23 protein-coding genes are annotated in these 23,864 nt (G+C 63.2%); 13 read left to right on the top strand and 10 right to left on the bottom strand.

Going from position 1 to position 23,864, the window contains the following annotated elements; translation table 11 throughout:
* The 3 genes from AC1DN9_RS02105 to AC1DN9_RS02095 all read right to left on the bottom strand — a co-directional run.
* A partial coding sequence (locus tag AC1DN9_RS02105; protein WP_478096807.1) for a DUF1329 domain-containing protein occupies positions 1-820 on the bottom strand: 820 nt, incomplete at its 3' end.
* Between the two features lie 37 nt (positions 821-857).
* Positions 858-2,693: a DUF1302 domain-containing protein gene (locus AC1DN9_RS02100; RefSeq protein WP_478096805.1), complete on the bottom strand. Its 1,836-nt coding sequence runs from the start codon at positions 2,691-2,693 to the stop codon at positions 858-860.
* 161 nt (positions 2,694-2,854) lie between these two features.
* On the bottom strand, positions 2,855-3,058 hold the full coding sequence (locus tag AC1DN9_RS02095) for a hypothetical protein (protein ID WP_478096803.1): 204 nt from the start codon (positions 3,056-3,058) through the stop codon (positions 2,855-2,857).
* Positions 3,059-3,124: 66 nt separating this feature from the next.
* Between AC1DN9_RS02095 and AC1DN9_RS02090 the strand changes: the two genes are divergently transcribed.
* The 5 genes from AC1DN9_RS02090 to AC1DN9_RS02070 all read left to right on the top strand — a co-directional run bounded on the left by AC1DN9_RS02090 (position 3,125) and on the right by AC1DN9_RS02070 (position 9,138).
* Positions 3,125-4,165, top strand: coding sequence for a helix-turn-helix domain-containing protein (locus tag AC1DN9_RS02090; RefSeq protein ID WP_478096801.1), 1,041 nt, complete (start codon positions 3,125-3,127; stop codon positions 4,163-4,165).
* Between the two features lie 137 nt (positions 4,166-4,302).
* Positions 4,303-5,226 carry a peptidyl-prolyl cis-trans isomerase gene (locus AC1DN9_RS02085; protein WP_478096799.1) on the top strand — a complete coding sequence of 308 codons (924 nt, stop codon included), beginning with the start codon at positions 4,303-4,305 and terminating at the stop codon, positions 5,224-5,226.
* A complete protein-coding gene (locus AC1DN9_RS02080) occupies positions 5,223-6,245 on the top strand; it encodes a HupE/UreJ family protein (protein ID WP_478096797.1) in 1,023 nt (340 codons plus the stop codon). The genes AC1DN9_RS02085 and AC1DN9_RS02080 overlap by 4 nt, the downstream gene beginning before the upstream one ends.
* Before the next feature lie 66 nt (positions 6,246-6,311).
* Positions 6,312-8,531 (top strand): DUF3604 domain-containing protein, encoded by a 2,220-nt coding sequence (locus AC1DN9_RS02075; RefSeq protein ID WP_478096795.1) that lies wholly within the window; start codon positions 6,312-6,314, stop codon positions 8,529-8,531.
* Positions 8,532-8,739: 208 nt separating this feature from the next.
* Positions 8,740-9,138, top strand: coding sequence for a hypothetical protein (locus AC1DN9_RS02070; RefSeq protein ID WP_478096793.1), 399 nt, complete (start codon positions 8,740-8,742; stop codon positions 9,136-9,138).
* Between the two features lie 4 nt (positions 9,139-9,142).
* On the opposite strand, the gene AC1DN9_RS02065 is transcribed toward AC1DN9_RS02070, so the two are convergent.
* The gene (locus tag AC1DN9_RS02065; protein ID WP_478096791.1) at positions 9,143-9,772 is read right to left on the bottom strand and encodes a hypothetical protein; all 630 of its coding nucleotides are present in this window, start codon (positions 9,770-9,772) and stop codon (positions 9,143-9,145) included.
* Positions 9,773-9,880: 108 nt separating this feature from the next.
* Positions 9,881-10,888 (bottom strand): AraC family transcriptional regulator, encoded by a 1,008-nt coding sequence (locus tag AC1DN9_RS02060; RefSeq protein WP_478096789.1) that lies wholly within the window; start codon positions 10,886-10,888, stop codon positions 9,881-9,883.
* Between the two features lie 188 nt (positions 10,889-11,076).
* Here AC1DN9_RS02060 and AC1DN9_RS02055 point away from each other — a divergent pair, with 188 nt between their 5' ends.
* Positions 11,077-12,483 (top strand): DUF1254 domain-containing protein, encoded by a 1,407-nt coding sequence (locus tag AC1DN9_RS02055; RefSeq protein WP_478096787.1) that lies wholly within the window; start codon positions 11,077-11,079, stop codon positions 12,481-12,483.
* A gap of 121 nt (positions 12,484-12,604) precedes the next feature.
* Positions 12,605-12,979, top strand: coding sequence for a response regulator transcription factor (locus tag AC1DN9_RS02050; protein WP_478096785.1), 375 nt, complete (start codon positions 12,605-12,607; stop codon positions 12,977-12,979).
* A gap of 247 nt (positions 12,980-13,226) precedes the next feature.
* Here AC1DN9_RS02050 and AC1DN9_RS02045 read toward each other — a convergent pair whose 3' ends face one another.
* Positions 13,227-13,412 (bottom strand): hypothetical protein, encoded by a 186-nt coding sequence (locus tag AC1DN9_RS02045; RefSeq protein ID WP_478096783.1) that lies wholly within the window; start codon positions 13,410-13,412, stop codon positions 13,227-13,229.
* A gap of 175 nt (positions 13,413-13,587) precedes the next feature.
* Here AC1DN9_RS02045 and AC1DN9_RS02040 point away from each other — a divergent pair, with 175 nt between their 5' ends.
* Entirely contained in the window at positions 13,588-15,456 is a 1,869-nt protein-coding gene (locus AC1DN9_RS02040; RefSeq protein ID WP_478096781.1) for an ATP-binding protein, read from the top strand.
* 55 nt (positions 15,457-15,511) lie between these two features.
* Here AC1DN9_RS02040 and AC1DN9_RS02035 read toward each other — a convergent pair whose 3' ends face one another.
* On the bottom strand, positions 15,512-16,183 hold the full coding sequence (locus AC1DN9_RS02035) for a GntR family transcriptional regulator (protein WP_478096779.1): 672 nt from the start codon (positions 16,181-16,183) through the stop codon (positions 15,512-15,514).
* A 160-nt stretch (positions 16,184-16,343) separates the two neighbouring features.
* Between AC1DN9_RS02035 and dctP the strand changes: the two genes are divergently transcribed.
* Genes dctP through AC1DN9_RS02020 form a run of 3 tightly spaced genes read left to right on the top strand, consistent with a single transcriptional unit; the run spans position 16,344 to position 19,185 of the window.
* Positions 16,344-17,324 (top strand): TRAP transporter substrate-binding protein DctP, encoded by a 981-nt coding sequence (dctP, locus tag AC1DN9_RS02030; protein ID WP_478096777.1) that lies wholly within the window; start codon positions 16,344-16,346, stop codon positions 17,322-17,324.
* A gap of 17 nt (positions 17,325-17,341) precedes the next feature.
* Entirely contained in the window at positions 17,342-17,887 is a 546-nt protein-coding gene (locus tag AC1DN9_RS02025) for a TRAP transporter small permease (RefSeq protein ID WP_478096775.1), read from the top strand.
* A complete protein-coding gene (locus AC1DN9_RS02020) occupies positions 17,884-19,185 on the top strand; it encodes a TRAP transporter large permease (protein ID WP_478096773.1) in 1,302 nt (433 codons plus the stop codon). Before AC1DN9_RS02025 ends, AC1DN9_RS02020 begins: the two co-directional genes overlap by 4 nt.
* A gap of 50 nt (positions 19,186-19,235) precedes the next feature.
* Here AC1DN9_RS02020 and AC1DN9_RS02015 read toward each other — a convergent pair whose 3' ends face one another.
* The 3 genes from AC1DN9_RS02015 to acs all read right to left on the bottom strand — a co-directional run bounded on the left by AC1DN9_RS02015 (position 19,236) and on the right by acs (position 22,201).
* Complete coding sequence (locus AC1DN9_RS02015; protein ID WP_478096828.1) at positions 19,236-19,679, bottom strand: universal stress protein; 444 nt, start codon at positions 19,677-19,679, stop codon at positions 19,236-19,238.
* A 95-nt stretch (positions 19,680-19,774) separates the two neighbouring features.
* Positions 19,775-20,152 carry a DUF488 domain-containing protein gene (locus AC1DN9_RS02010; RefSeq protein WP_478096772.1) on the bottom strand — a complete coding sequence of 126 codons (378 nt, stop codon included), beginning with the start codon at positions 20,150-20,152 and terminating at the stop codon, positions 19,775-19,777.
* A 96-nt stretch (positions 20,153-20,248) separates the two neighbouring features.
* Complete coding sequence (gene acs / locus AC1DN9_RS02005; RefSeq protein ID WP_478096770.1) at positions 20,249-22,201, bottom strand: acetate--CoA ligase; 1,953 nt, start codon at positions 22,199-22,201, stop codon at positions 20,249-20,251.
* Positions 22,202-22,342: 141 nt separating this feature from the next.
* Here acs and AC1DN9_RS02000 point away from each other — a divergent pair, with 141 nt between their 5' ends.
* Positions 22,343-23,227 (top strand): LysR family transcriptional regulator, encoded by an 885-nt coding sequence (locus AC1DN9_RS02000; protein WP_478096768.1) that lies wholly within the window; start codon positions 22,343-22,345, stop codon positions 23,225-23,227.
* 102 nt (positions 23,228-23,329) lie between these two features.
* A complete protein-coding gene (locus tag AC1DN9_RS01995; RefSeq protein WP_478096766.1) occupies positions 23,330-23,734 on the top strand; it encodes a group III truncated hemoglobin in 405 nt (134 codons plus the stop codon).
* Positions 23,735-23,864 lie beyond the last annotated feature (130 nt).

Below are 23,864 nucleotides of genomic sequence, written 5' to 3'. Positions count from 1 at the left end.
GTGCGAGCTTCACGCGGCGCTGGCCGGGCAGGTACTGCCAGGCGCGGCGGCCGTTCTTCATCGGGTTGATGTAGTCCTGCGCGAGCAGCGCTTCACCCGCTCGGCGTGCCGGCGCGGTGTAGGCGATCTTGGTGCGGAAGTAGATGTCGCTGTCGCTCGAGGCGCCGGTGCGCTTCGGGTCGTAGTACGGGTAGTCCATGTAGATCTGGCCGGTGGTGGCCAGCACCGCCTTGCCGGACGAGTCGACGTTGATCGAGTCGTACTGCGTGTAGGAGCTCTGGCCGGTGAAGCGCAGCAGGTGGTTCCACATCACCTCGTTGCCGGTCTTGGGAATCGGGAAGGGAATGCCCGCGTAGGTGCCTTCCAGGCCCAGTCCGTCATCGGTGGTCTTCACGGCGGTGGCGTTCTTCACCGTGTTCTCGAGCACGTACTTCGGGAAGGCCATCGAGCGATGCGACGGGTAGACGTCGACGCGCATCGTCGGGTACTTCTTCAGCATCTCCTTGGTGCCTGCGGTGAGCTTGCTCTCGTACTGCGCCATGTTCTGCGCCGTGATGGCGTAGAGCGGCTTCTCGGCCGCAAAGGGGTCGGGGCGGATGCCCGAGCCCTTCTCGTAGCCGGACGGCGGCGTGGTGAGGCCGCCGGTGTACTCGGGAATCGTCTTGTCGGCGCTGCCGGCGCGTTCGGCGCCGGTCTGCGTGAGCGTCGTGCCGAGCTTCTTGGCTTCATCGGGCGTGACTGCAGCGAGGGCGGAGTGGGCGGCGAGCGCGATCACTGCGCCGGCCCAGAGCGTATGGGTCTTGGGGCGGGTTGTCTTCATGGGATTTGTCTCCGTGGGGGTTGCGATGAGTGGCGACTCAGAAGGTCGCCTTGAAAGTCAGCAGCACATGCCCGCGGTCGGACAGGCTGGCGTAGGTGCCGTTCGGCACGTTCATGGCGCCGGTCGGTGTCGTGCTGTAGTCGCCGTAGAAGCCGACGTAGCGCAGCGCGATGTTGTATTTGGATTGAACGTCGGCGGCGATGCCGATGCCGAAGCTGCCCGCGTTCTTGTTGCCGCCGGTCAGCACGGCCGAGTTGCCCGACAGGCCACCCGCCCAGCTCAGCGGCAGCGAGATGTCCACGCTCGGGAACACCTGGTACCAGGTGGGCGTGAAGTTCAGGCCCAGGCCGAAGTAGTCCTTGCTGACGGCATCGACGTTCGCGGGGTTGGCACGATAGGCGTCGCTGCCCTTGAAGGCACCGGGGTTCTGCGAGACGCTGAGCCAGCGGTTCCAGACCAGTTCGGCATTCCAGGTGGCGCTGTCGAAGAGCGCGGTCTTCGAGACGGTGCCCAGCAGATTGAACACACCGTGCATGGTGTCGCCGCGAGCGCCGGGCGCATCGTTGCCGAGTTGCGCGAGTTGTGCGAGCGAGATCGCGCCTGTCGCCGGATTGACCAGTGGTGCGGGCAGCACCTGCACCGGCACGCTCTGCAGCGGCATGTTCTGGCGGTAGCTGAGCTCGGCCCCGACGCTCAGGCCGGCAACGTTCTTCGACAGGCTCAAGCCGTAGATGTCGATGTCACGGCCGTAGAAGGCCTGGTACTGGCCCACATAGCCGGCCTGGATCTGGGGCAGCGTGGCCGCGCCTGGATTGATGTAGCAGGTGCTCGGGCCGACGGGGCGCAGTCCGGCGCGCGTGCAGGCTGCGGCGGGCACGCCCGCGGCCACGGCAGGCATGAGGGCGAGTTGCGGCTGGATGTCTGCGGTGCGGCGACCGTACAGGCCGGCGGTGCCGTCGAGCCATTCAGGGCTCCAGCGTGCCGACAGGCCGAAGTCGCCGGTCTTGTTCGGCTCGGCGTTGGTGGCTTGCAGCAGGCGCTGGCCCGGTCCCGCGATGAGCGATTCGCCACCGTGCAGCAGGGCGTCGTTCACCGTCAGGTAGCTGCCCGACTCGGGATAGCGTGCGCTCTCCCAGTCGAAGAAGGTCTGTGCCGACAGCGACAGGTCGGGCCTCGGCTGCACCTGCAGGGTGGCCGAGTTGCGCGGGCGGTAGAGCTCCTTGGCTTCGATACCCGGTGTGGCGAGTGCCTTCCACAGGTCCAGTGAGTACTGGCCGTAGGAGATGCCGTGGATGGCGCCGCCACCGAGCAGGCTCTCGCCCCAGTAGACAGTGGTCTTGCCGAGCCGCAGGCCGACGTTCGTGTCGCCGAAGTCCATGTTGCCGAAGACGAAGGCGTCGAGCAGTTCGCCCGACGGGCCCTTGGCGTAGCGGCTGGTGTAGGGCGACAGGATGCCGGCGGTCGGCAGGCCATAGGAGAGCGTGTTGGCGGTGGCGTTGCTGTGGTTGTCCAGGCTGTTGTAGGCCCCGTCGGCCCAGGCCGCGCCGCTCAGGCGGAAGCCGTACTTCTTGTCCACCACCAGGTCCATCTCGCTGAGCAGGTCCAGGCGGTTGGCGATCAGCGAGTGGTTGTTGAAGTTGCGGTCGCCGTCATCGAAGTTCGGATTGCCGAGGATCGCCTTGTCCTGGCCCTGCACGCGCTGGCCGAGGTTGTAGCGCAGGGTGTTGTCCCAGCGCAGCACGACATCGGGGTTGCCGGTGTCGATCTCCATGGCGTGGGAGAGCGGAGCGATGGCGATAAGGGCCAGCGCGGCGGTGGTCACCGCGCTGAGACGATGGACACTGGCGGGTGCGCAAAAAACACGGTGGGGCACGAAAAAAGTCTCCTCGGAGGTTTGCTGTGAAGGCGGGACTTGAGTGCCCGCTCGGGGGAAAGAAAAGAGTCAGCAGTAGCCCATCTTTCGGGCGTCGATCAGCAGCACGCGGCGAAGGGCGCCGGTGACCAGCACGCGCTTGCCGCGAAGATTCCGGATGCTCATGTCCAGTCACGCTCCAGGTACTTCCGGTGACCCCGGATCGTGGAGACAATCGCCGTGCCCGAGCGGTGGTGCCCGGCAAGGATCGAGGTGCTGATGAGTTCGTCAAACATGAAGGTTTCTTCCGCAATGACGGAAGAGGTAAGTGAGTGCGGATCGAGTACATGGATGATCGAAAAAGTGGCTGATTTCGGCAAAGTCACTTGCCGACACTTGCTTGTCAATTTCCGACAAGCTGGTGGATACCCACCCCTGTCCGGAGCCCCGCGATGACCGCTGCGCCCAAGCGCGTGCCGGTGCGCTACCTCTCGCTGCTGCTGGGCTTTCTTGCGGCGCAGAAGGTGGACACGACGCGTTTGCTGGAGATGGCAAAGCTCGAAGCGAGCCGCTTCGAGCGCAGCGACGGCATGCTGTTGCCGACGGAGGTGGAGGCATTGATCATTGCGGCGTACCGCCTCACGGGCCGCACCGATCTCGGCTTCGAAGCAGGCCGCCTGATCAAGCTCAACTCGCACGACCTGCTCGGCTACGCGATGCTCAGTTGCCGGGATCTCGACCACATGCTGCGGCTCACCAGCCGCTACTACCACTTCATCAACGAGCTGTTCACGATGAGGTACCGGCGCTGGCCCGATCGTGGCGAGGTGGTGTTCAGCCCGGTGGCCGCGATGCCCGTGCAGACGATGCGCTTCATCATGGACGTGATCGCGCTGTCGGTGCAGAACCAGTTCGAGATGCTGTTCGGGCCCGACATGCCTTCGTACGACATCCACATGGGGATGCCGTCGCCGGAGCACCTCGCGCGCTACGCCAGCCTGGGCGCGGCACGCTTCCACTTCGATGATGGCGCCCTGCCCGGTATCACGGTGTCAATGGATAGCGCCATGCTCGACCGGCCGCTTCCGATGGCGGCGCCCCAGGTGGTCGAGCAGGTGGAGGAGCGGATGCAATCCCTGCAGCGCCGGCCGGTGCCGGACGCGGGCTGGGGCGACTATGTCGCCATGCTGCTGCGGGAGTCAAAGGGGCAGGTCACGCTCGACGACATCGCGCAGCGGATGAACATCTCCGCGCGCACCATCGACCGCAACCTGAAGAAGGAGCATCTGAATTTCCGCGACCTGTCGCAACAGGTGCGCTTCGAGCGTGCACGCGAGCTGCTCGGGCAGCGGGGGGCGACGGTGGCACGGGTGGCCGAGCAGCTCGGCTTCAGCGATGCCGCCAACTTCAGCCGTGCGTTTCGGCGTCACGCCGGTGTGACACCTGGGGAGTTTCAGCAGCAGGCCGGTTCGAGCCCAGACGGGCCTCCGTAACGCGCGGATTTCACTCCGTGTCAACTGCCCTTTGGTGAGAGTGCACACGGACAGCCGTCGGCGTATGCTGACTTCGCGTGTTGGAGCGTCCTCCACAGGCGGAATCAAGAAAAAGCACCCTCCGTTCAGCGCACACGATGAAGTCAGACGCACAGGCCACCTCATCCGTGCCAGGGCCTCGCTCGCGCCTGAGGCGCCTGTTGCGTGAGCCGTTGCTGCATTTCCTTCTCGCGGGCTTCGCGCTGTTCGTGATCTACGGCGGCTTGCACGGGTCAGCGAGCAAGGAAGATCCGCGCAAGATCGAAGTCTCCGCCGACGACATCCGCCGCATCCAGATCTCCTGGCTGGCGCAGTGGCAACGGCCCGCGACGCCGACCGAATTGCGCGGGTTGATCGAAGAACACCTCAAGGAAGAAGTCCTCTACCGCGAGGCGCTTGCGCTGGGCCTGGACAAGGACGACACCATCGTCCGGCGCCGCCTGGCCCAGAAGATGGACTTCCTCGCGGAAGACGTGGCGACGCTGCGCGAACCGGCACCGGGAGAACTCGAAGCGTGGTTTGCGCAGAACCAGGCGCGCTATGCGCCCGAGCCGCTCATCACCTTCCACCATCTCTACTTTTCATCCGACAAGCGCGGCACCAACGCGCAATCGCAGGCGAGCAAACAACTCGCCGCGCTCGGCGCAAAGGCTGCCGACAAGGACGCCGCTGGCGGCGATGCGTTCATGTTCCAGAACGCCTACACCGAGGAGACGCAGGACCGCGTCGCCCGTGTCTTCGGAACGAAGTTCGCCAACAGTGTCTTCCAGCAGACGGCGGGTGGATGGCGCGGCCCGATCGAATCGGGCTACGGCTGGCACCTTGTCTGGATCGATGCGCTGACACAGAGCCACCCACCGGCTTTCGACACTGTTGCAGAGCAGGCGAAGGAAGACTGGCTGGCCGAGCAACGCGCGAAGCAAAAGCAGGCCACGCTCGATGGGCTGCGGGCGCGCTACAAGATCGTGATAGACAACCCGGAAGCGGTGAGCGCGGCGGTCGCGCCTCCCGCCAACAAATGACGGCCCGCAACGTCAGGCCCTGGCTGCCGCTCGTCGCGGCACTGCTCTTCTGGCTCGCCGCAACCCCCGTCGCGCAGGCGCACGACGCACGGCCTGCCTATCTGGAGATCAACGAGATCGGTGCCGGCCGATACGACGTGCTTTGGCGCACGCCGGTTTACGCGGGTATGCGGCTCCCGGTGACCCTGCGCCTTCCTGAGACGGTCCGCAATGTCGTCGAGCCGAAGCAGAAGGAACTCGACGACGCGCTGATCGAGCGGCGCATGATCGATGCCGGTCCGGCCGGACTGATCGGACAGCGCATCGAGTTCGTCGGCCTGCAGGCGAGCATCACCGATGTGCTGGTTCGCGTGTCGCTGCGCGACGGTACGCAGTCGACCACGCTCGTGCGGCCCGTGCAGCCGTGGATCGACGTGGCGGCGGCACCCGGCGCCGCGGCGGTCGCGTGGGCCTTCCTCGTGCATGGCGTCGAGCACATCCTGGGTGGCTTCGACCATCTGCTGTTCGTTTTCGGCCTGCTGCTCATCGTGCGCGGGGGCTGGATGCTGGTGAAAACGGTGACGGCCTTCACGGTGGCCCACTCCATCACGCTCGCACTCGCCGCGCTCGGCGTGGTGCATGTGCCGGGGCCGCCGGTCGAGGCGACGATTGCGTTGAGCATCCTGCTGCTGGCTGTGGAGATCGTGCGCCAGAATCGCGGGCAGGCGGGCTTCGTCGCGCGCTGGCCGTGGGTCGTGGCCTTCTGCTTCGGGCTCCTGCACGGCTTCGGCTTTGCGGGCGCGCTCGCGGAGATCGGCTTGCCGAAGAACGAGTTGCCGTTGGCGCTCTTCTTCTTCAACGTCGGCGTCGAGATCGGCCAGCTTGTGTTCGTGGGCGCAGTGCTTGCGGTGCGCGCGCTGCTGCTGCGCCTGCGGCCGCCGGCATCCGCCGTTCATCGTGCGCCTGCCATCGCGTCGTATGCGGTCGGGACGCTGGCCGCATTCTGGTTTTTCGAGCGCGTTGCGGTCTTCTGGACCTGAGCGCGCCAGTCGCCGCATATCGCCATTCCTTCAAGAAGACATCCACACTCCGAGGAGCGCGCCATCATGAAGAACAGACCTCGTCCAGGTACCCGTGCGTTGCAAGGCGCCCTGCTGTTGCTCGCTGCCGCGCCTGCGTGGGCGGCCGAAGGCAACCCCGACCGCAATGTCTACTTCGGCCAGACCCACTCGCACACGAGTTGGTCCATGGATGCCTATCTGATCGGCAACCACGTCACCACGCCGGAGGATGCCTACAAGTATTCGTTGGGCTTTCCGGTGAAGCATCCGGGCGGCTTCGATGTGAAGATCAAGGGACGCCCGCTCGACTTTCACGGTGTGACGGACCATTCGGAATACGTCGGTGTCTTGGCGATTGCCAACGATCCCACCTCCGCGCTGAGCAAGACCGAGGTGGGCAAGAGGTTGCAGGCCAAGACGCCGGCAGAGTTCAACGCGACGTTCCAATGGCTGGCAGCCAGCCTGGCGAAACATGAGCCGATCAAGGAACTGGTGAGCCCCGAAGTGGCCGGCACTGTCTGGAAGAAGAACATCGAGATTGCCGACAAGTACTACAAGCCGGGCAAGTTCACCACCTTCGTTGCCTACGAATGGACCTCGGCGCCCAACAACCGCAACATGCACCGCAACGTGTTCTTCAAGGACTCGAAGCACGTGCCGGCCCTGCCCTTCTCGGCCATCGATTCGGACCGCCCGGAAGCCCTCTGGGCGTGGATGGACGGGCAACGCAAGGAGGGCAACGAAGTTCTCGCCATCTCGCACAACGCGAACCTCAGCGACGGCCTCATGTTCCCGGTGGATGTGGACGATCGGGGCCGCCCCATCGATGCCGCGTGGGCCGAAACGCGCATGCGCAACGAATTCCTCACCGAGATCCACCAGGTCAAGGGCACCTCCGAAACGCATCCGGGCCTCTCGCCCAATGACGAATTCGCGGGCTACGAGATCATGAGCTTCCTGCTCGGAGTACCGAACAGCAGCTCGAACATCAATGGCAGCTACATCCGCGAGGCTTACGAGAACGGCCTGGCGATGCAGGCCTCGCGCGGCTACAACCCCTACAAGATGGGCGTGGTCGGCGCCAGCGATTCGCACAACACGGTCGTTCCCTATTCCCAATCCAACAACTTCGGTTCGCACGGCTTTGCGGACGGGACGGCCAAGGCGCGGCTTGCGGGGCGGGTCGAATCCGGCATGTCGGTGATCCAGACCAGCGTCTCCGGCCTCGGCGGCGTGTGGGCGGAAGAGAACACGCGTGAATCAATCTTCGCGGCGATGCAACGCAAGGAGGTGTACGGCACCAGCGGCGTGCGCATTCCGGTGCGCCTGTTCGGCGGCTGGAATTACGACGAGAAACTGTGGAAGGAAAAAAACTGGGTCCACACCGCCTATGCGAACGGCGTCCCGATGGGTGGCGATCTTCCGGCTGTGGCCGGCAAGGCGCCGTCCTTCGTGGTCTGGGCCGTGAAGGACCCGGACGACGGAAACCTCGACCGCATCCAGATCATCAAGGGCTGGACGAAGAGCGGCCAGACCTTCGAGAAGATCTATGACGTCGCATGGTCGGGCAACCGCAAGCTCGACGCGAATGGCCGCGTAGGCCCCGTGGGCTCGACGGTCAACATCTCGAAGGCGACCTACACCAACACCATCGGCGTGACCGAATTGAAGAAGGTCTGGACCGACCCCGACTTCGATCCTTCGGTGCACGCCTTCTACTACGCCCGCGTGCTGCAGATCCCAACGCCGCGCTGGAGCACCTACGACGCGGCCAAGCTGGGCGTGCCGCCGCCGGCGGACGTTGCTTCCACCGTGCAGGAGCGCGTGTGGACCTCACCCATCTGGTACACCCCCACGCCCGAAGCAGCGAAGACTGCAAAGGCCGGCACGACGGTCGAGGAACTGAAGAGTCGCGGCGCCACACCCCTCGCCGACGCGGACCTGAAGGCCCTGATCGTCGACAAGTCGATGAAGGTGCGCAACACCGTCACCGGCCAGCAGTTCGAGATGCTTTACGAGAGCAGCGGCCAGCGCTGGATCAACAGCGTCGACGGCAAGCAGACCGCGCCGGATCAAATCCTCAGCGCGATGCACGGTGCGGCGTTCGGCATCGCCGCCAAGTACGAGATCAAGGACGGGCGCGTCCTCACCACGATGAACGGCGTGCCGTGGAACGTGACGGTCTACAAGGTCGGCGACAAGTACGTGGCCGCGCGTGGCAACGAGTTCGGGTATGCAAACTACGAAGTACTGGAGATCAAATAGCATCGGAGGGGTAGTGACTGAGGGAGGCGTATCGCGCCATCGCATGGTGAGCGCGTCCTTCGGCCATGACAGGGCGGCGTTGAGGCGCAGAAACTATGATTTTTCGCCCGCCCACTCCTATTGCTCGCATGCAACGCTTCACGATCTCGCCTGACGAAGACCCGACCGCACAGTCCGGCGCGCTGATCCGGTGATTTCGTCCCGCCGCTTGCCCCACGTCCTATCCGTGGCGGCCTTGCTGAGCGGCACCGCCTGGGCCCAGGAGGGCCACCTGCCCGAGGTCGAAGTGCGCGGTCCCCGCGATGCGAGCATCGGCTCGGCCGACAGTGCCAGCGAGGGCGCAGCCGAGCGCGAAGTGTTCCAGGCTCGGCCCAAGTTGCGCCCCGGAGACATCATCGAGGCCGTGCCAGGCATCGTGGCAACCCAGCACTCGGGCGACGGCAAGGCCAACCAGTACTTCCTGCGCGGCTTCAACCTCGAGTACTTCTATGCGTCCTGCACCGCCGGCGAGATTGCGAGCGGCGCCTGCGGCGCAGGCATCGACGATCGCCACGTGCACCCCATGGAACCCAGAAGTGCGCGGGTCAGCGCCAAGTGGGCCTTTTGACGGCTCAGGCCGCCTGCAGCACTGCCTCTTCATAGGAGCGCAAGGGCTTGATGAACGGCTCCAGCAGCTTGCCTGATTGCTCGCTCGTCAGCACTTCGGACGGTGCCAGCTTGGTCAGCGTGCGCGCTGCCGGATTCGGTTCCCAGACGTCTTCGCCCAGCAGACGGCACTGGTCGTCGTAGGGCCAGAACATCTGCATGCCGGGAATGCGGATGAGGTAGTACGCGTTCTCGTCGTCGACCTGGATGCCATTGGCGATCAAGGTCTTGCCGTGGGTCTGCTGGTACATGGTCGACACGGAAGCGATGAAGTTGTCGGCGACCGCGATCTGTTCGTCCTCTGCGTAGAAGATCGACTGGTTCGTCTGCGCCCAGACGGCATAGAACCCCTTGACGGACTCACGGCCCGCGAGTGTGGCGCTGTTGCCGGCCACTTCGAAATGGTAGGTGGGATTGTCGACCGTCATGTCCGGCGCGAAGATCTCCTCATGGCGGCCAGCGATCTCGAGAAAGCGGTGTCGGTGGTAGGCCTCGAGCATGAAACGGTGACGCGGATTGGTCGTCACCTTCAGGAGTTCGTCGATGGCGCGGTTGGTCTTGCGGACGTCGAAGTTCGGGTTGTTCAGGATCATCATGGACTCGCGTTGGTTGGGAGGTCCGTGGATCTTCGATCTGCGTCTCCAGTGGCGCAAAGTCACTTGCCGACACTTCCTAGTCTTTTCCTGCCATTCCGGTGTATACCCTTACCAGCCCGTGGCAGGCTTTCTGCGGAAGTCCTGCGGTGCTGCGCCTGTTGCCTTTCTGAACGCACGGGCGAAGTTCGCCGGCGCCGAGTATCCAAGCTCAGTCGAAATTTCGGTGATCGAAGCCTGGCTCCCGCCCAGCAGTTCTTTCGCTCGCTGAACTCGAACGACGTTCACCAGTTCTCGGAAGTCAGTGCCGTGGTGATGAAGCGCCCGCTGCAGCGAGCGGACACTGGTATCAAGCGCCCGTGCGGCGCTATCGATCGAGCCCTCGCCGGCAAGGACCTGCGCCCAAACTTGAGCCGTGACCACCGCCGGAAAGTTGTCAAGGCTTGCCGGCCCCGCTCGGGAGCGGGCGACATCCTCGATCGTGACCAACCTCATGGAGGGACGCCGCGACGCCGGGCCGTTCAGCCAATGCGCATCGAAACAGATCGAGACGGCGCTCGCGTCGAATACGACAGGACAAGCAAACGCCTCCTCGAAGAGCGATGCTTCTCGTGGACGAGGAATGTCCAGTTCGACATGTCGTGGGAGCCAGTTCGACGCCAGATAGGAGCGAAAAAGGCTGAGCATCACCCCCGCGCTGCCGCAGGCAACGTGGACGTAGCCGGGCCACCCACGCGCCGCGTTGAAATAGCTCAGACGCGCCGTCCCGCGGTCCACCGAGGATTCCATCCGATCCCCCGTGCTGTGATAGCCCAAGGTGGACACCGCACGATCGATCGCTGTGCGTAGCGTGTCCGCGGCCAGGACGTACTCGCCCCAACGCCCATACCGGGTCACGGAGAGGTGAGGCGCGACCAGCAAGCCAAGATGTGGCTCCCCCGCGCGTCGCTCGATTTCCTTCAGAAAGCCCGTCATGGTCGCCTGAGGAATGAAGCAGTCGTGGTGCTCGATCAGTTCAATGTCGAGCATCGCCGCTTGCTTGGCCTGTCTCAATACCTTTTCGCCGAATGCGTGACGGACCATCGCGGACACGCCAGCCATGGCCGTGACCGAGATCACTGGCGGAGCGTCGAGTCTGCCCCTCGGAGCACTTGGCGCGAAATGAGTGGTGGGCGGATTCACGAGCCACTAACCTCCCTCGAAGGGTGACGACGAGCAACATCGTGTCTGAATCCGGCCGGATGCCTTGGCACTTGGCTCGGGCGCCGTCGAATGCCAGAAATGGTCAACATGGAGAAACCGGATCTATGAAGTCTAGTGCTGTTACAAGCTGGGCGCTGGCCGCGAGCCTTGTCGCGGGTAGCGCAGCCGCCCAGGCGCTGAGCGCGGACGAGGCGAAGAACATCGCGGTCGATGCTTATGTCTACGGGTACTCCTTGATCTCGGTGGAGATGTCGCGCAAGGTCATCACCAACGTGGAGAAGCCGACCACGACGCGCGCGCCAATGGGACAGTTCGCCAATCTGCGCGAGTATCCGTCTGCCGCCTACCGTGACGTCACGGCGCCCAACGCGGACACGCTGTATTCCAATGCGTTCATCGATGTCTCCAAGGAGCCGTGGGTGGTCAGTTGGCCGGACATGGGCGATCGGTACTATGTCTGGGAGTTCTACGATGCATGGGTGCCGGTGATTTTCGATCCCGGCTCTCGTACCACGGGCCAGAAGGCTCAAACCTATGCCATCACCGGGCCGGGTTGGACCGGGGAGCTCCCTGACGGCGTGAAGCAGGTGAAGTCGCCGACATCTACCGTCTGGATTCTGGCGCGAACCTACTCCACCGGTTCGCCCGAGGACTACAAGGCGGTCTGGCAACTGCAGGACCAGTACAGGCTTCAGCCTCTCAGTTCCTGGGGAAAGAAATACGATCCGCCACCGACGAAGGTCGATCCGAGCGTCGATATGAAGCGCTCCGTACGTGACAACGTCAATGCACTTGATGCGGCCAGCTATTTCCAATGGATGGCCGAACTGATGAAGAACAATCCACCGGCGCCCGACGACGGCCCGATGGTTTCCAGGATGGCGAAAATCGGGATTGTCCCTGGGCAGAAGTTCGACCTTCGAAAATTTGACCCGGCCGTGGCCAAGGCGATCGAGGAAGCCCCCAAGACGGCATGGGCGAAGATCGTCGAATACACCAAGGATTCTGGTCAAACCAAAAACGGTTGGCTGCTCAACCTCAAAGTCGGTCACTACGGCACTGACTATATGGCCCGCGCCTGGCTTTCCGCGTTCGGCATTCCTGCCAACGCGCCGAAGGACGCGGTCTATGTCGTCGGACTCAAGGATGCCAACGGCGAGCCACTGGATGCCGCGCGCAACAAGTATGTCGTTCGCTTCAAGAGCAAAGGCGATTTACCGCCTGCAAGCGGCTTTTGGTCGCTGACGATGTACGACGATCAGTACTTCTTCATCCCCAATGCCTTGAATCGGTATACCGTGAGTTTGCGGAATCAACTCAAGGCCAACGCCGACGGCTCGATCGATCTGTACGTACAGAAGGACAGCCCTGGTCCGGACAAGGAGTCGAACTGGCTCCCGGCGCCGTCGGGCGGATTCATCCCCATGTTCCGCTTGTATTGGCCCAAGGAGACCCCGCCATCAGTTCTGGATGGCTCTTGGTGGCCTCCGGTGATCAGCAAGGTGCGCTGATGTCCCACATGATTGATATCTCTGCACCGTAGGTGCAATGTCATCGACTCGCTTCAAGGCCGGGGTGATTGCTCTGAGAACGTGACAAGCCTCGACAGTTCGGAACAGCGCAGGTGCGAAGTTGAGGGAACCTACTGTTTTCATCGTTGACGACGATGACGCCTGTCGTGATTCGATTCGCGAGCTGGTAATTTCGTTTGGATTGAGCGTCGAGGTCTTCGCTTCGGCTTTCGAGTTCCTGGCTGCTTTTGAGCCGGATTGGCGTGGCTGTCTTGTGCTTGACCAGCAGATGCCGCGCATGAAGGGAATCGCACTGCAAGAGCGCCTGCACGAGACGGGTGTTCAATTGCCGATCGTTTTCATCAGTGGCAGCGTCGACATTGCAACCGCAGTCAAGGCCATCCGAGAGGGTGCAGTTGATTTCCTTCAGAAACCCTATCCGCAGCACCAGTTGCTTGATGCAATCTACAACGCACTGGCGCGGAATTCCTCCTGAGCCTGAGGAGGCAAGCTCGCCGTGCTTGATCCGATCGAACGCACGCCGCTGGAAACGCCTGCGCACTGGCTGTGAGCGGAGGACAAATCGCCCCTGGCCCCGCTTGGCGCTGCGTCGCACCAGAAGTCTTGCGACGAGGACCACTCGCGGCGCATCACGCGAAGCTCCATCAGGCATTGACGAAGTAGGGCCATCTTGAATCTCCTCAGGCTGCAACGTGGAATTCGCGATCTGGACGGGTCATGTGTCAAACGATATCCCCACCCAACAACATTGGCCCCACCCTTAAGGGAGGGGCCGCCTTGAGGACTGCCCCCGACCCCCTCAGGACGACGTCGGGAAGCGACACGCGTTCCAGCACCACGATGCGCGGCTCCAGCAACTGGCACACCGCCTGAACGTCGTCCACCTCGCGCAGGATGTCGCCGAGCACGCCGGCAGGGAATCGTCTCGACGAACACCACGTCGTCCGGGATGCAAGGCAAGGTCTTCAAGTAGGCAGCTACGCCTTGCAGCTCTCATGGCCTTGCACGGACCGATGACATAAACTCCCTTGCTTGGATTTCTGCAGAGGGATACAGGTCGGATTCGGCTTGTGCAGTGGTCTCATGAAAGCAATTCTGAAGACAGGTTCGCAACCACGCCCGCGAGCGAAAGGTTCCGGCAAAGACAGGCCATCTGACGGAGGCAAGCTCAAGATAGGCGACGATTGGAATGCCATCCGGATCATCGCGCTCTCGCAAAGCAATCCGCTCAAGGCCATCGCCGAGTTCGTCGAAAACAGCATCGACGCCCACGCCAGGAACGTCACGATCACCCGCGGCCGGGACCACGGTGCGCACTATCTCTCGATCAAGGACGACGGCGATGGCGTGCCCCGCGACGAGGAGGGCTTGCCMAATTTCAAGTATGTCGCAACCCATATCTGCGACTCGATCAAACGGCGTCTGAAGACTGAGGGTCGTGGCAATGGACTGCAGGGCGAGTTCGGCATCGGACTCTTGAGCTTTTGGACCGTCGGCGACACGTTGACGATGGTGTCGGCCGGCGCAGATCAGCGCGCCTACCAGATGTCGATGAGCAGGGGCGACTCTCGCTACGAGGTCACTCAGCGGCGTGTGCTGTTCGCCGAGCGCGGCACCGAGCTCAAAATCAGTCCGCTGCTTGAGGGCATCCGCAACTTGAGCGGAGAAAAGATTCAGTGGTTCCTTGCTTCCGAGCTGCGCGATCGCCTACGCAATGAGCAGGTCCGGGTGATCGTGATCGACAATCTCGCGCGCAAACAGTATGAAGTCGAGCCTCGAGCGTACGAAGGGAGACTTCTCCACCAGTTACCGTCCGTGCGCACGCCGTTCGGAGATGCCTATGCAGAGCTGTACCTTGCGCAGCCGGCCGACAGTTGCCGGGTTGCGCTGAGCCGGTCCGGGACAAGGGTCGTCGAGGATCTTGCGACCCTGCCAGGGCTTGAGAGCGTGCCTTGGTCCTCTCGATATCTCCAAGGTCTGGTGGACGCACCGTTCCTGAACCTCACCCCGGGCACGCGCAGTGGCGTTATCCATGACGAGCGGTTCGCCGCCCTGCTTGAAGCGCTGAAGCCTCTCGAAGCCGCAGTGAACGTCGTCATCGAGGCCCAGTTGCGAGCCGAGGAAGAGCAGGCGAGCCAGCAGTCAATGCGTGCGATTCAGCGAGCGTTTCGCGAAGCGCTTCTGGCCCTCCCGCCCGAAGAATACGACTGGTTCGACATTCAGGACCGCGAATATCGTGACGGCGGGACCTCCAAAGCGGCGGTAGGGGATGCCTCGCTGCCGGACGGAATTTCCGGTCTGGGCGTTGAAGAACCGTCGGTAAACGGGAGCGAACAGCTGCAGTTTTTCGACCACGCGGGCCCGTTGTTCGGTGTCGTCATATCGCCGGCGGCGAGCACGGTGCCGGTCAAGGAGCGACGGCGCTTCAGGGCGCTGCCGCGCGATCGATCGCGCCGGCGTGTGACGCAAGATCTGCTGTTTGCCTGGGAGATCGTCGAGGGCGAGGGGTCGATCGATTTCACTGCCGACCAGGAAGTCGAATTTTCAGCGACTGAAACGCCTGGCCTGGTACGCCTGCGAGTGACCGTGAAGCAGCGTGAACTCAGCTTCAGCGCAGAGGCACTCGTGACGGTGACAGATAGCCTCGACCTCCCGATGAATCCGGCGGTCGCGAATGCGCGGGGACTGCCGGGCTATACGTTCGAACGGGCAGCAGGGGCCCTCTGGAGATCGCGATTCGATGCCGAGCGCAACGTCATCGTCGTGAACAACGGGCATCGAGACTTCGTTTTCGCGACGAAGAACCGCGCATTGCAGCTTCGATACCTGGTGCGGTTGTATGTCAAGGAGCTCGTGCTCAAGAACTTTGCGGGAGTGCCCGCGGAACAGCTGCTCGAGCGAACGGTTGAACTCTCGCTCTATGCCGAAGAAAAGCTCAAGGCTGGCACGTAGCGCCTCTGGGCGAGCTCTGGGACGGAAATGGTCCGATGGCACCACTTGCTCAAGCTCAGACCACCAGCCCCTTGTCGATCATGTGCTTCACAGAGTCCTGCACATGCTTGGTGAGTGCAGTCTGCGCGCCCTTCCAGTCGCGCTTGAGCGCGCAACTCAGCAGACGCCGGTGCTCACCGGCGGCGACTTCGCCGCGGTACCCTGCCGCCACCATCTGGTAGCGCAGGTAGCGGTCGTAGATGATGGCGTGGGTCTGCATCAGCAAGAGGGAGCCGCAAGCGGAGATCAGCGCACGGTGGAATTCGCGGGCGTAGCGCTTCCATGCCTGCGCGTTGGAGCGCTCCTCGGCGCTCATGCGGCGTTCCATCGAGGCCAGCTTGTGATGCGCGGCGACGACCTTGCCTTCCCATTCCATGTCGCCCGCCTCGAAGGATTCGCGCAGTGCATGCACTTCGAGCAGGCAGCGCATGGCGGCCACCTCGCGCAGGTCGGCTGCCGAGATGGGCGTGACCTGAAATCCGCGTGAACCCTCGGCCACGATCAGACCCTCGGACGAGAGCCGGTTCAGGTTCTCTCGCAGTGTGCCGACGCTGACTTCGTAGGCGTCGCGCATGCGGTCGAGGGTCAGCCGCTCACCGGGAGCGAGCTGCCCCGACACGATGTCCGCGCGCAGTCGCTGGTAGGTCTTTTCGCCGACGGTATCCATCTGCCGAGCTTCTTCGAGCATTGCGTGTCTCAGCATTCCTGTTCGCGCCATCGGTGGGGCCCAAGGCGCGAAGCGATCATACGGCGGAGGCGCACGTCCTGCTTATCGTTGAAGCCTATTGTTTTCATTCGACAAACTCCGTAATGTCGGATGAATTAACAAGTGGAGACAACTTATGCCAATGTCGATTCCCCGTCGCACCGTCCTGCGCACCGGAGCCTCTGCGCTTGCCCTTGCCGTCTCGCCACTGGCCCTCGCGCAGAGCGGGCCGAAGATGCGCTTCAGCTGTGCCTTCACCGAGCAGGATCCGCGCGCCGACGCCTACAAGGCCTTCGCAGTCGCCATGAAGAACGACATCGACTTTCAGCCGTTCTGGGGCAACACGCTGTTCAAGCAGGGCACCGAGCTGGTGGCCCTGCAGCGCGGCAACCTCGAGATGTGCAACCTCGCGCCGCAGGACATCTCCAAGCAGTTGCCGGCCTGGTCGCTGCTGACGTCGGCCTACCTGTTCCGCGACGTGTCGCACCTGAAGAAGACGTTCAAGAGCGAGGTCGGCCAGCAGTTCGTCAAGATTGCGCGCGAGCAACTCGAGATCGAAGTCATCACGCCGGTCTACTTTGGCTCGCGCCACGTCAACCTCAAGCCTGACCGGCAGATCAAGACGCCGGCGGACCTGGCCGGCATCAAGCTGCGTATGCCGCCGGGCGAGTTCTGGCAATTCCTCGGAGAGTCGATCGGCGTCAACCCGACACCCGTGGCTTTCGCCGAGGTCTACACCGCGTTGCAGAGCGGGGCCATCGACGGACAGGACAATCCGCTGGTGCTGAGCAAGCTCATGAAGTTCGACGAAGTGACGACGCAATTCGTCCTCACCGGCCACGTCGTCGGCTTCGATGTGATGGCGGTGTCGTCAAAGGCGTGGAAGGAACTCAAGCCGGAGCAGCAGGCGCGGTTCCGCGCGGCCGCCGAGAAGGCGATCGACGACTACACGGCCAAATTCGAAGGGCAGGAGCGGGACGTGATCGCTGCACTGAAGGCCGAAGGCAAGAAGGTCTACACGCCCGATGTGGCCGCCTTCCGCACCTTTGCGCAAAAGCGCTATGTCGACAAGTACGGCAGCGAATGGCCCAAGGGCGCGCTCGAAAGCATCAACGCGCTCTGACCCCGGGTCCTCGATCGATGACTCAAGAATCCCCACGGCCGGGCGCCCGGACAGGGGGCTCGGCGGCCCGACGCTGGCTGCAGCGCCGCGCCGACGACGTGGCTGTCGCGCTCATCGGCATCATGTTCGTCTCGTTCCTGCTGCAGATATTTTTCCGCTACGTGCTGAACCGGCCATTGGGGTGGACGGAAGAGGTCACGGTGCTGTGCTGGGTCTGGGTGGTGCTGTGGGGCGCGTCCTTCATCGTCGCGGATGCCGACGAGGTGCGCTTCGACATCCTCTACAACGCGGTGCCTTCGGGCGTGCGACGCGTCTTCACCGTCATCGCCAGCGTGGCAATGATCGTGTTGACGGCCCTGTCATTGCCCGCCACATGGCGCTACGTTGCCTTCATGCGACGTGAGCATTCCGCTTTCCTCGGCATGCGCTTTGACTACCTCTATTCCATCTATGTGCTGTTTGCAGTCGTATGCATCGTGCGCCAGGCGGTGATTGCGTGGCGTGCATGGCGCGGCGCGGCGCCTGCGGCGGCCGTCGAATTGCCGGGGGGAGGCAATCCATGATGGGCCTTTCGCCCTTTTCAATGTGCGTGGTCGTGCTGATCGCGCTCGCGCTGCTCGGGCTGCCAGTCGCCCTGTCGATGATCGCCGCATCGATCTTCTATCTGCTGGTGGCCGGCCTCGACCCGGGGACGGTGGCCGAGCAGATCCTGAACGGGCTCTACAACAGCTACGTGTTGCTGGCCGTGCCGCTGTTCATCCTCGCGGCCGATCTGATGAACACCGGGAGCCTCACCGACCGGCTGCTGAAGTTCTGCCTCATGCTGGTAGGGCGGTTCCGAGGCGGGTTGGGCCACGTCAATATCGTCTCCAACGTGATCTTCGCCGGCATGTCGGGCTCGGCCATTGCGGATGCCGTGGGCATCGGCCGGATCATCATCGGCATGATGTCGCGCGGTGGAAAGTATCCCGTGGCGTACGCGGCGGGCATCACCGCCTCGGCCGCCATCATCGGCCCCATCATTCCGCCGTCGATCCCGATGGTGATCTATGCGTTGGTGTCGGATGCGTCGATCGGCTATCTGTTCCTTGGCGGCGTGATCCCCGGCCTGCTGTTGGGTGTGGCCTTCATGGTGATGAACGGCGTGATCGCGCGGCGTCGCAACTACCCGGTCGAGCCGCCGGTGCAATGGCGCGAAGTGCCGCGCATCACCATCGACGCCTTTCCAGCGCTGCTGCTGCCAGTGATCCTGCTGGTGGGCATCTATGGCGGCGTGATGACACCGACCGAAGGTGCAGCAGCGGCCGCGGCCTATGCGCTGCTGGCCGCGGCGCTGATCTACCGCTCCCTCTCTCCGCGGCAGGTGTACGGGGTGCTGCTGTCGAGCGCCAAGGCCACCACCTCCGTGGGCATGCTGATCGCGGGTGCGCTCGCCTTCAACTACGTCGTCACGATAGAGGCCATCCCGGTGTCGGTGCAGCACTTCGTCGCAGGCTTTCACCTGTCGAAGATTGGCTTTCTGCTGATGGTCAACGCCATCCTGCTCGTGCTCGGTTGCCTGCTCGAGGGGACGACCATCCTGCTCATCATCGTGCCAATCTTCATCCCGGCCGTGAAGGCGCTCGGCATCGACACGGTGCACTTCGGCGTGCTCGTGGTGGTCAACATCATGATCGGCCTGCTGACGCCGCCCTTCGGGCTGCTGCTGTTTGTGGTGGCCAACATGACGAAGCAACCGTTGTTGGCCATCGTGCGCGAAGCCACGCCCTTCATCCTCGCGGCGATCGTGGTGCTTGCGCTGATCACGTTCGTCCCCGAGACGGTGCTGTGGTTGCCGCGCGTCATGGGCTACAAGGGTTGACCGGACCTTGCCTGGTACCGCAGAAGCGCTCGAAAACCGCTGCAGTCCATTCAGCGCAACACGAGAACCGGCAGTTTCGAGTGCGTCAGCACGTGTTGGGTTTCACTTCCGAGCAAGAGACGCGCAATTCCCTTCCGGCCATGCGAGGCCATCACGATCAGATCGCTCTTGTGCTTTTTCGCCGCGGCGATGATGGCGTCGGCCACCATGTCCGAGACGACCGTCGCGGTCTTTACCTTCACCCCGCTTGCTTGGGCGCGCTCGCCGACGACATCCAGGCGGTCTTGCGCCCTACGTGCCGACTGGCCTTCGATGCGCGCAACATCTTCGTTCGTGAAGACCATCACGCCATCGAAGTAGCTCCTCGCATAGCGGGGCACCACCGTCAGCGCGACAAGCTCGGCGCGGTTCTCCGCCGCGAGGTCAATGGCACTCGTCACCGCCTTGTCCGAGAGCGCAGTGCCGTCCGTCGCAACCAGGATTCGGTGAAACATGTTCTGCTCCTCAGGGTAGGTAGATTGAAGGAAGGTCGACTTTCCGCGTGCGCCGGATCGTCTGATGACCGGCGCCGTCATGATGTCGATGACTTTCATGTCGAACTCCTGTTCGATCGTGGCGAAGCGTCGCGCCACTCGCTCAGAACGTCGCGCAGCACGACCGCGTTGTTGTGGGAAGTGTCGCTGGCGTCGTAGACAAGCGTCACTCGACCGCGACGGCGCAAGTCGTCCAGCAGCTGCAGCAGGTCGTCTCGCTGTGCAAGTTCGGCCCGATACTTCTCCTGGAATGACTCCCAGCGCCTCGGGTCATGGCCATACCAGCGGCGCAATGCGTGACTGGGCGCTACCTCCTTGAGCCAGAGGTCAACCGTCAGCTGGTCCTTCGTCAGGCCCCGTGGCCAAAGGCGATCGACCAGAACGCGCATGCCGTCGTCGTCGGACACCGCGTCGCGTGCCCGCTTCACGACCATCGTGCTGGACGCCCCCCTCGGGCGGTCCCGTTGGACAAGCGTCGAGCGACCGGGAGGATGAAGCGCCGTCGGATGCATGACGGGTCCTTCCGGGCGCTACGCAGCCGTCGCGACGATGCGACGGCCGCTGATCAGTCCCTCGAGCACGGATGAGTCCGCCAGCGTCGAGGTGTCGCCGAAATTGGACATCTCGTTGGCGGCGATCTTGCGCAGGACACGTCGCATGATCTTGCCGGAGCGGGTCTTGGGCAAGCTCGGCGCCCACTGGATGGCATCGGGTGCGGCAATGGGGCCGATCTGCTGGCGCACCCATCGCCTGAGGTCGTGACGCAAAGCGGAGGTCGGACGGGCGTCGGCCCGCAAGGTCACATAGGCGTAGATCCCCTGTCCCTTGAGCGAATGCGGATAGCCGACCACGGCGGCTTCGACCACCTCGGGGTGCGCGGCGAGCGCGCTTTCGATCTCGACGGTCCCGAGTCGGTGCCCGGACACGTTGATCACGTCGTCGACACGGCCGGTGATCCAGTAATAGCCATCCTCGTCGCGCCGCGCGCCGTCCCCGGTGGAATAGAGCCCTGGATAGGCGCTGAAGTAGCTCTGCACGAACCGCTCGGGATCGCGGTAGAGCGTGCGCAGCATTCCGGGGCCCCCGTCACGAAGACACAGCATGCCTTCGCAAGCGCCATCCAGAACACGCCCCTGCTCGTCGACGATGACCGGCTCGACGCCGAAGAACGGCAAGGTTGCCGAACCGGGCTTGGTCGCGGTGGCGCCCGGCAGCGGTGCGATCACGATGGCGCCGATTTCCGTTTGCCACCAGGTGTCGACGATCGGGCAATGGGCCTCGCCGACGACGTTGTAGTACCAGAGCCAGGCTTCCGGGTTGATCGGTTCGCCGACGGTGCCGAGCAGCCGCAGCGAATGGCGACTGCACTGTCTCACGGGTGCATCGCCTTCGCGCATCAGCGACCGGATGGCCGTCGGCGAGGTGTAGAAGATGCTGACGCGATGCTTGTCGATGACCCGCCAGTAGCGCGCACTGTCGGGGTAGTTGGGCACGCCCTCGAACATCACGGTCGTTGCGCCATTGGCGAGCGGACCGTAGACGATGTAGCTGTGCCCGGTCACCCAGCCCACATCAGCCGTGCACCAAAACACATCGCCCGGGTGATAGTCCAGCACGTATTTGTGAGTCAGCGAGACGGCGAGCAGGTAGCCGCCCGTCGTATGCAGTACGCCCTTCGGTTTGCCGGTCGACCCGGACGTGTACAGGATGAACAGCGGATCCTCCGCACGCATCGGTTCGGGCTCGCACCAGGCTTGCTGGCTCTCAACCAGGGCGTCGTACCAGAGATCCCTGCCTTCGATCCAATCGACGATGCCGCCGGTTCGACGCAGCACCACGCAGGTCGCAACGCTCGGGCATTGTTTCAAGGCCTCGTCCACGTTGGCCTTCATCGGCAGGCGGCGGCCGCCCCGCACGCCCTCATCGGCCGTGATCAGCAACTTCGATTCGCAGTCCTGGATGCGGTTCGCCAGAGATTCCGCGGAGAAGCCCGCAAACACCACCGAATGAATGGCGCCGATGCGTGCGCAGGCGAGCATCGCCACGGCTGCCTCCGGGACCATCGGAAGGTAGATCGTCACGCGGTCGCCCTTGCGAACGCCCAAGGACCTCAAGCCATTGGCCAAACGACACACCTCGGCGCACAGTTCGAGGTAGCTGATCGTTCGACTTTCCGACGGATCGTCGCCCTCCCAGACGATCGCGGGGTGCGATCCATCGTGCAGGTGCCGGTCCAGGCAGTTCACGCTCGCATTCAGCACGCCGTCCTCGAACCAACGAATACGAACGTCACCCGGCTCGAACGAAACATCGCGAATCCGGGTCGGAGACTTGAACCAGTCGAGCGACTTTGCCTGTTCGGCCCAAAACGCCTGCGGCTCGCGCAAGGAGCGCGCGTACGCTTCGCGATAGGTCGGCTCGTCCATCCACCCGCGCCACGTCCACTCGTCCGGGACCGGGAATATCAGATCGCTGTTCGCCACGGTGTGCTCCTTTTGCTGACCACGCACGAATGGTGGTTCAGGAGTCATATTCGGGTCCGGCGCGCACAAAGTAAAACGATATCGATTGTTATTTGAATGCAATAATTTTGATGTTCTCCAAGATTCAAGGATGCGCACTCCATGGACATCAACCTGGCTCGAACCTTTCTGGAGATCGTCGCAACGGGCAGCTTCCAGCGCGCCGCAGAGCGGCTGCATGTGACGCAAACGGCCGTCAGCGCGCGCGTCAAAACGCTGGAAGAACTCCTCGGCCGAAAGCTCTTTGTGCGCAACAAATCGGGCGCCACGCTCAGCCCGGCGGGCGTGCAGTTCCTCCGTTCCGCTTCGACCTTGGTGCAGGTCTGGGAGCGCGCGCGTCATCAAGTCGCGGTGCCACCCGGTCGGCGCGCCGTGCTCACGGTCGGATGCGAGATCAGCTTGTGGGATCCGCTGCTGCTCAACTGGCTGCTTTGGATGCGCACTGCTGCCCATCACCTGGCCATTCGGACCGAAGTCGGTTTTCCGGAGGACTTGCTCAACCGGGTGGCCGAGGGCGTGCTCGACGTGGCCATCGTTTACGCGCCGCAGCAGCGCCCCGGCCTGCGGATCGAACTGCTGATTGAAGAAAAGCTCGTCATGGTCACCACGAAGCGCGGCCAGGCGCCGCGCCCTGCCGACTATGTCTATGTGGATTGGGGACCTGACTTTGCAGCGCAGCACGATCTGGCATTTCCCGCGCTGTCCAATGCCGGCGTGATCGCGGGATTGGGGCCGCTCGGGAGCGAATACCTGCTGTCGGCGGGCGGAGCCGGTTACTTTCGCCTCGACGTCATTCGCGCCCACCTGGAAAGCGGGCGGTTGCATCGCGTGCCCGGAGCACCGGAATTTCTCTATCCTGCCTACGCCGTCTATGCCGCCAATGCGGACGCAAAGATCGTCAACCCTGCAGTCGCCGGGTTGCGGCATGTGGCCAGCCCTGCTTCCGCGCCACGCGCCAAGCGCGCGACGCGGAAGCGAGCCAGCTAGACGGCACTGCCGCTGCGTGGATGGACCTCGTATTGACCATTCGAGTCTCCATCTTTTAAGATCGATATAGACTACTTCTTTTAGAACTCTCGAAGGCTCTCAATGCCAAATCCCGAGTTGTGCACCGAAGCGGACGTGGTGCGACTGGTCCATGCGTTCTATGCAAAGGTACGCAACGATGCGGTGCTCGCGCCGATTTTCGAAGCCCATGTCTCGAACTGGGAACATCACTTGGGCAAGATGGTGGACTTCTGGTCGTCGGTGCTGCGAGGCACGGCCCGCTACCGAGGAGCGCCGATGCCCAAGCACGCGGCATTGCCGGAGTTGAGGATCGAGCTGTTCCACCATTGGCTCCATCTGTTTCGCGAGACCACGCAGTCGCTGGACAACGCTGATCTGCAAGCACGCGCCGATGAACTCGCGCATCGCATCGCAGGAAGCTTGTGGTACGGCTACCAGTTGCACAACGACCCTGAGCGTCCATTGGCGGACCTCGCACATGGCTGATCCGCCGATGGTCATCGGCTTGGGAACGTAGGTCGTGATGCCCGCTTCCTTGAGTTCCTTGCATTGAAGTAGCCGCGGTCGGCAAGAGCTTGCAGCTTGGTCTTGCCGTCGAGCTGCTTCATCTGATCGT

The organism is Variovorax sp. 05L425, from assembly GCF_056397705.1.
The sequence above is the reverse complement of the archived record's forward strand: the minus strand, read 5'-3'. Positions and strand labels throughout refer to the sequence as shown.

Coding starts and splice junctions, on each gene's coding strand:
- AC1DN9_RS02090 (WP_478096801.1), top strand. CDS start 3,125: ATGACCGCTGCGCCCAAGCGCGTGCCGGTGCGCTACCTCTCGCTGCTG.
- AC1DN9_RS02085 (WP_478096799.1), top strand. CDS start 4,303: ATGAAGTCAGACGCACAGGCCACCTCATCCGTGCCAGGGCCTCGCTCG.
- AC1DN9_RS02080 (WP_478096797.1), top strand. CDS start 5,223: ATGACGGCCCGCAACGTCAGGCCCTGGCTGCCGCTCGTCGCGGCACTG.
- AC1DN9_RS02075 (WP_478096795.1), top strand. CDS start 6,312: ATGAAGAACAGACCTCGTCCAGGTACCCGTGCGTTGCAAGGCGCCCTG.
- AC1DN9_RS02065 (WP_478096791.1), bottom strand. CDS start 9,772: ATGATGATCCTGAACAACCCGAACTTCGACGTCCGCAAGACCAACCGC.
- AC1DN9_RS02055 (WP_478096787.1), top strand. CDS start 11,077: ATGAAGTCTAGTGCTGTTACAAGCTGGGCGCTGGCCGCGAGCCTTGTC.
- AC1DN9_RS02035 (WP_478096779.1), bottom strand. CDS start 16,183: ATGCTCGAAGAAGCTCGGCAGATGGATACCGTCGGCGAAAAGACCTAC.
- dctP (WP_478096777.1), top strand. CDS start 16,344: ATGTCGATTCCCCGTCGCACCGTCCTGCGCACCGGAGCCTCTGCGCTT.
- AC1DN9_RS02025 (WP_478096775.1), top strand. CDS start 17,342: ATGACTCAAGAATCCCCACGGCCGGGCGCCCGGACAGGGGGCTCGGCG.
- AC1DN9_RS02020 (WP_478096773.1), top strand. CDS start 17,884: ATGATGGGCCTTTCGCCCTTTTCAATGTGCGTGGTCGTGCTGATCGCG.
- AC1DN9_RS02015 (WP_478096828.1), bottom strand. CDS start 19,679: ATGTTTCACCGAATCCTGGTTGCGACGGACGGCACTGCGCTCTCGGAC.
- AC1DN9_RS02010 (WP_478096772.1), bottom strand. CDS start 20,152: ATGGTCGTGAAGCGGGCACGCGACGCGGTGTCCGACGACGACGGCATG.
- AC1DN9_RS02000 (WP_478096768.1), top strand. CDS start 22,343: ATGGACATCAACCTGGCTCGAACCTTTCTGGAGATCGTCGCAACGGGC.
- AC1DN9_RS01995 (WP_478096766.1), top strand. CDS start 23,330: ATGCCAAATCCCGAGTTGTGCACCGAAGCGGACGTGGTGCGACTGGTC.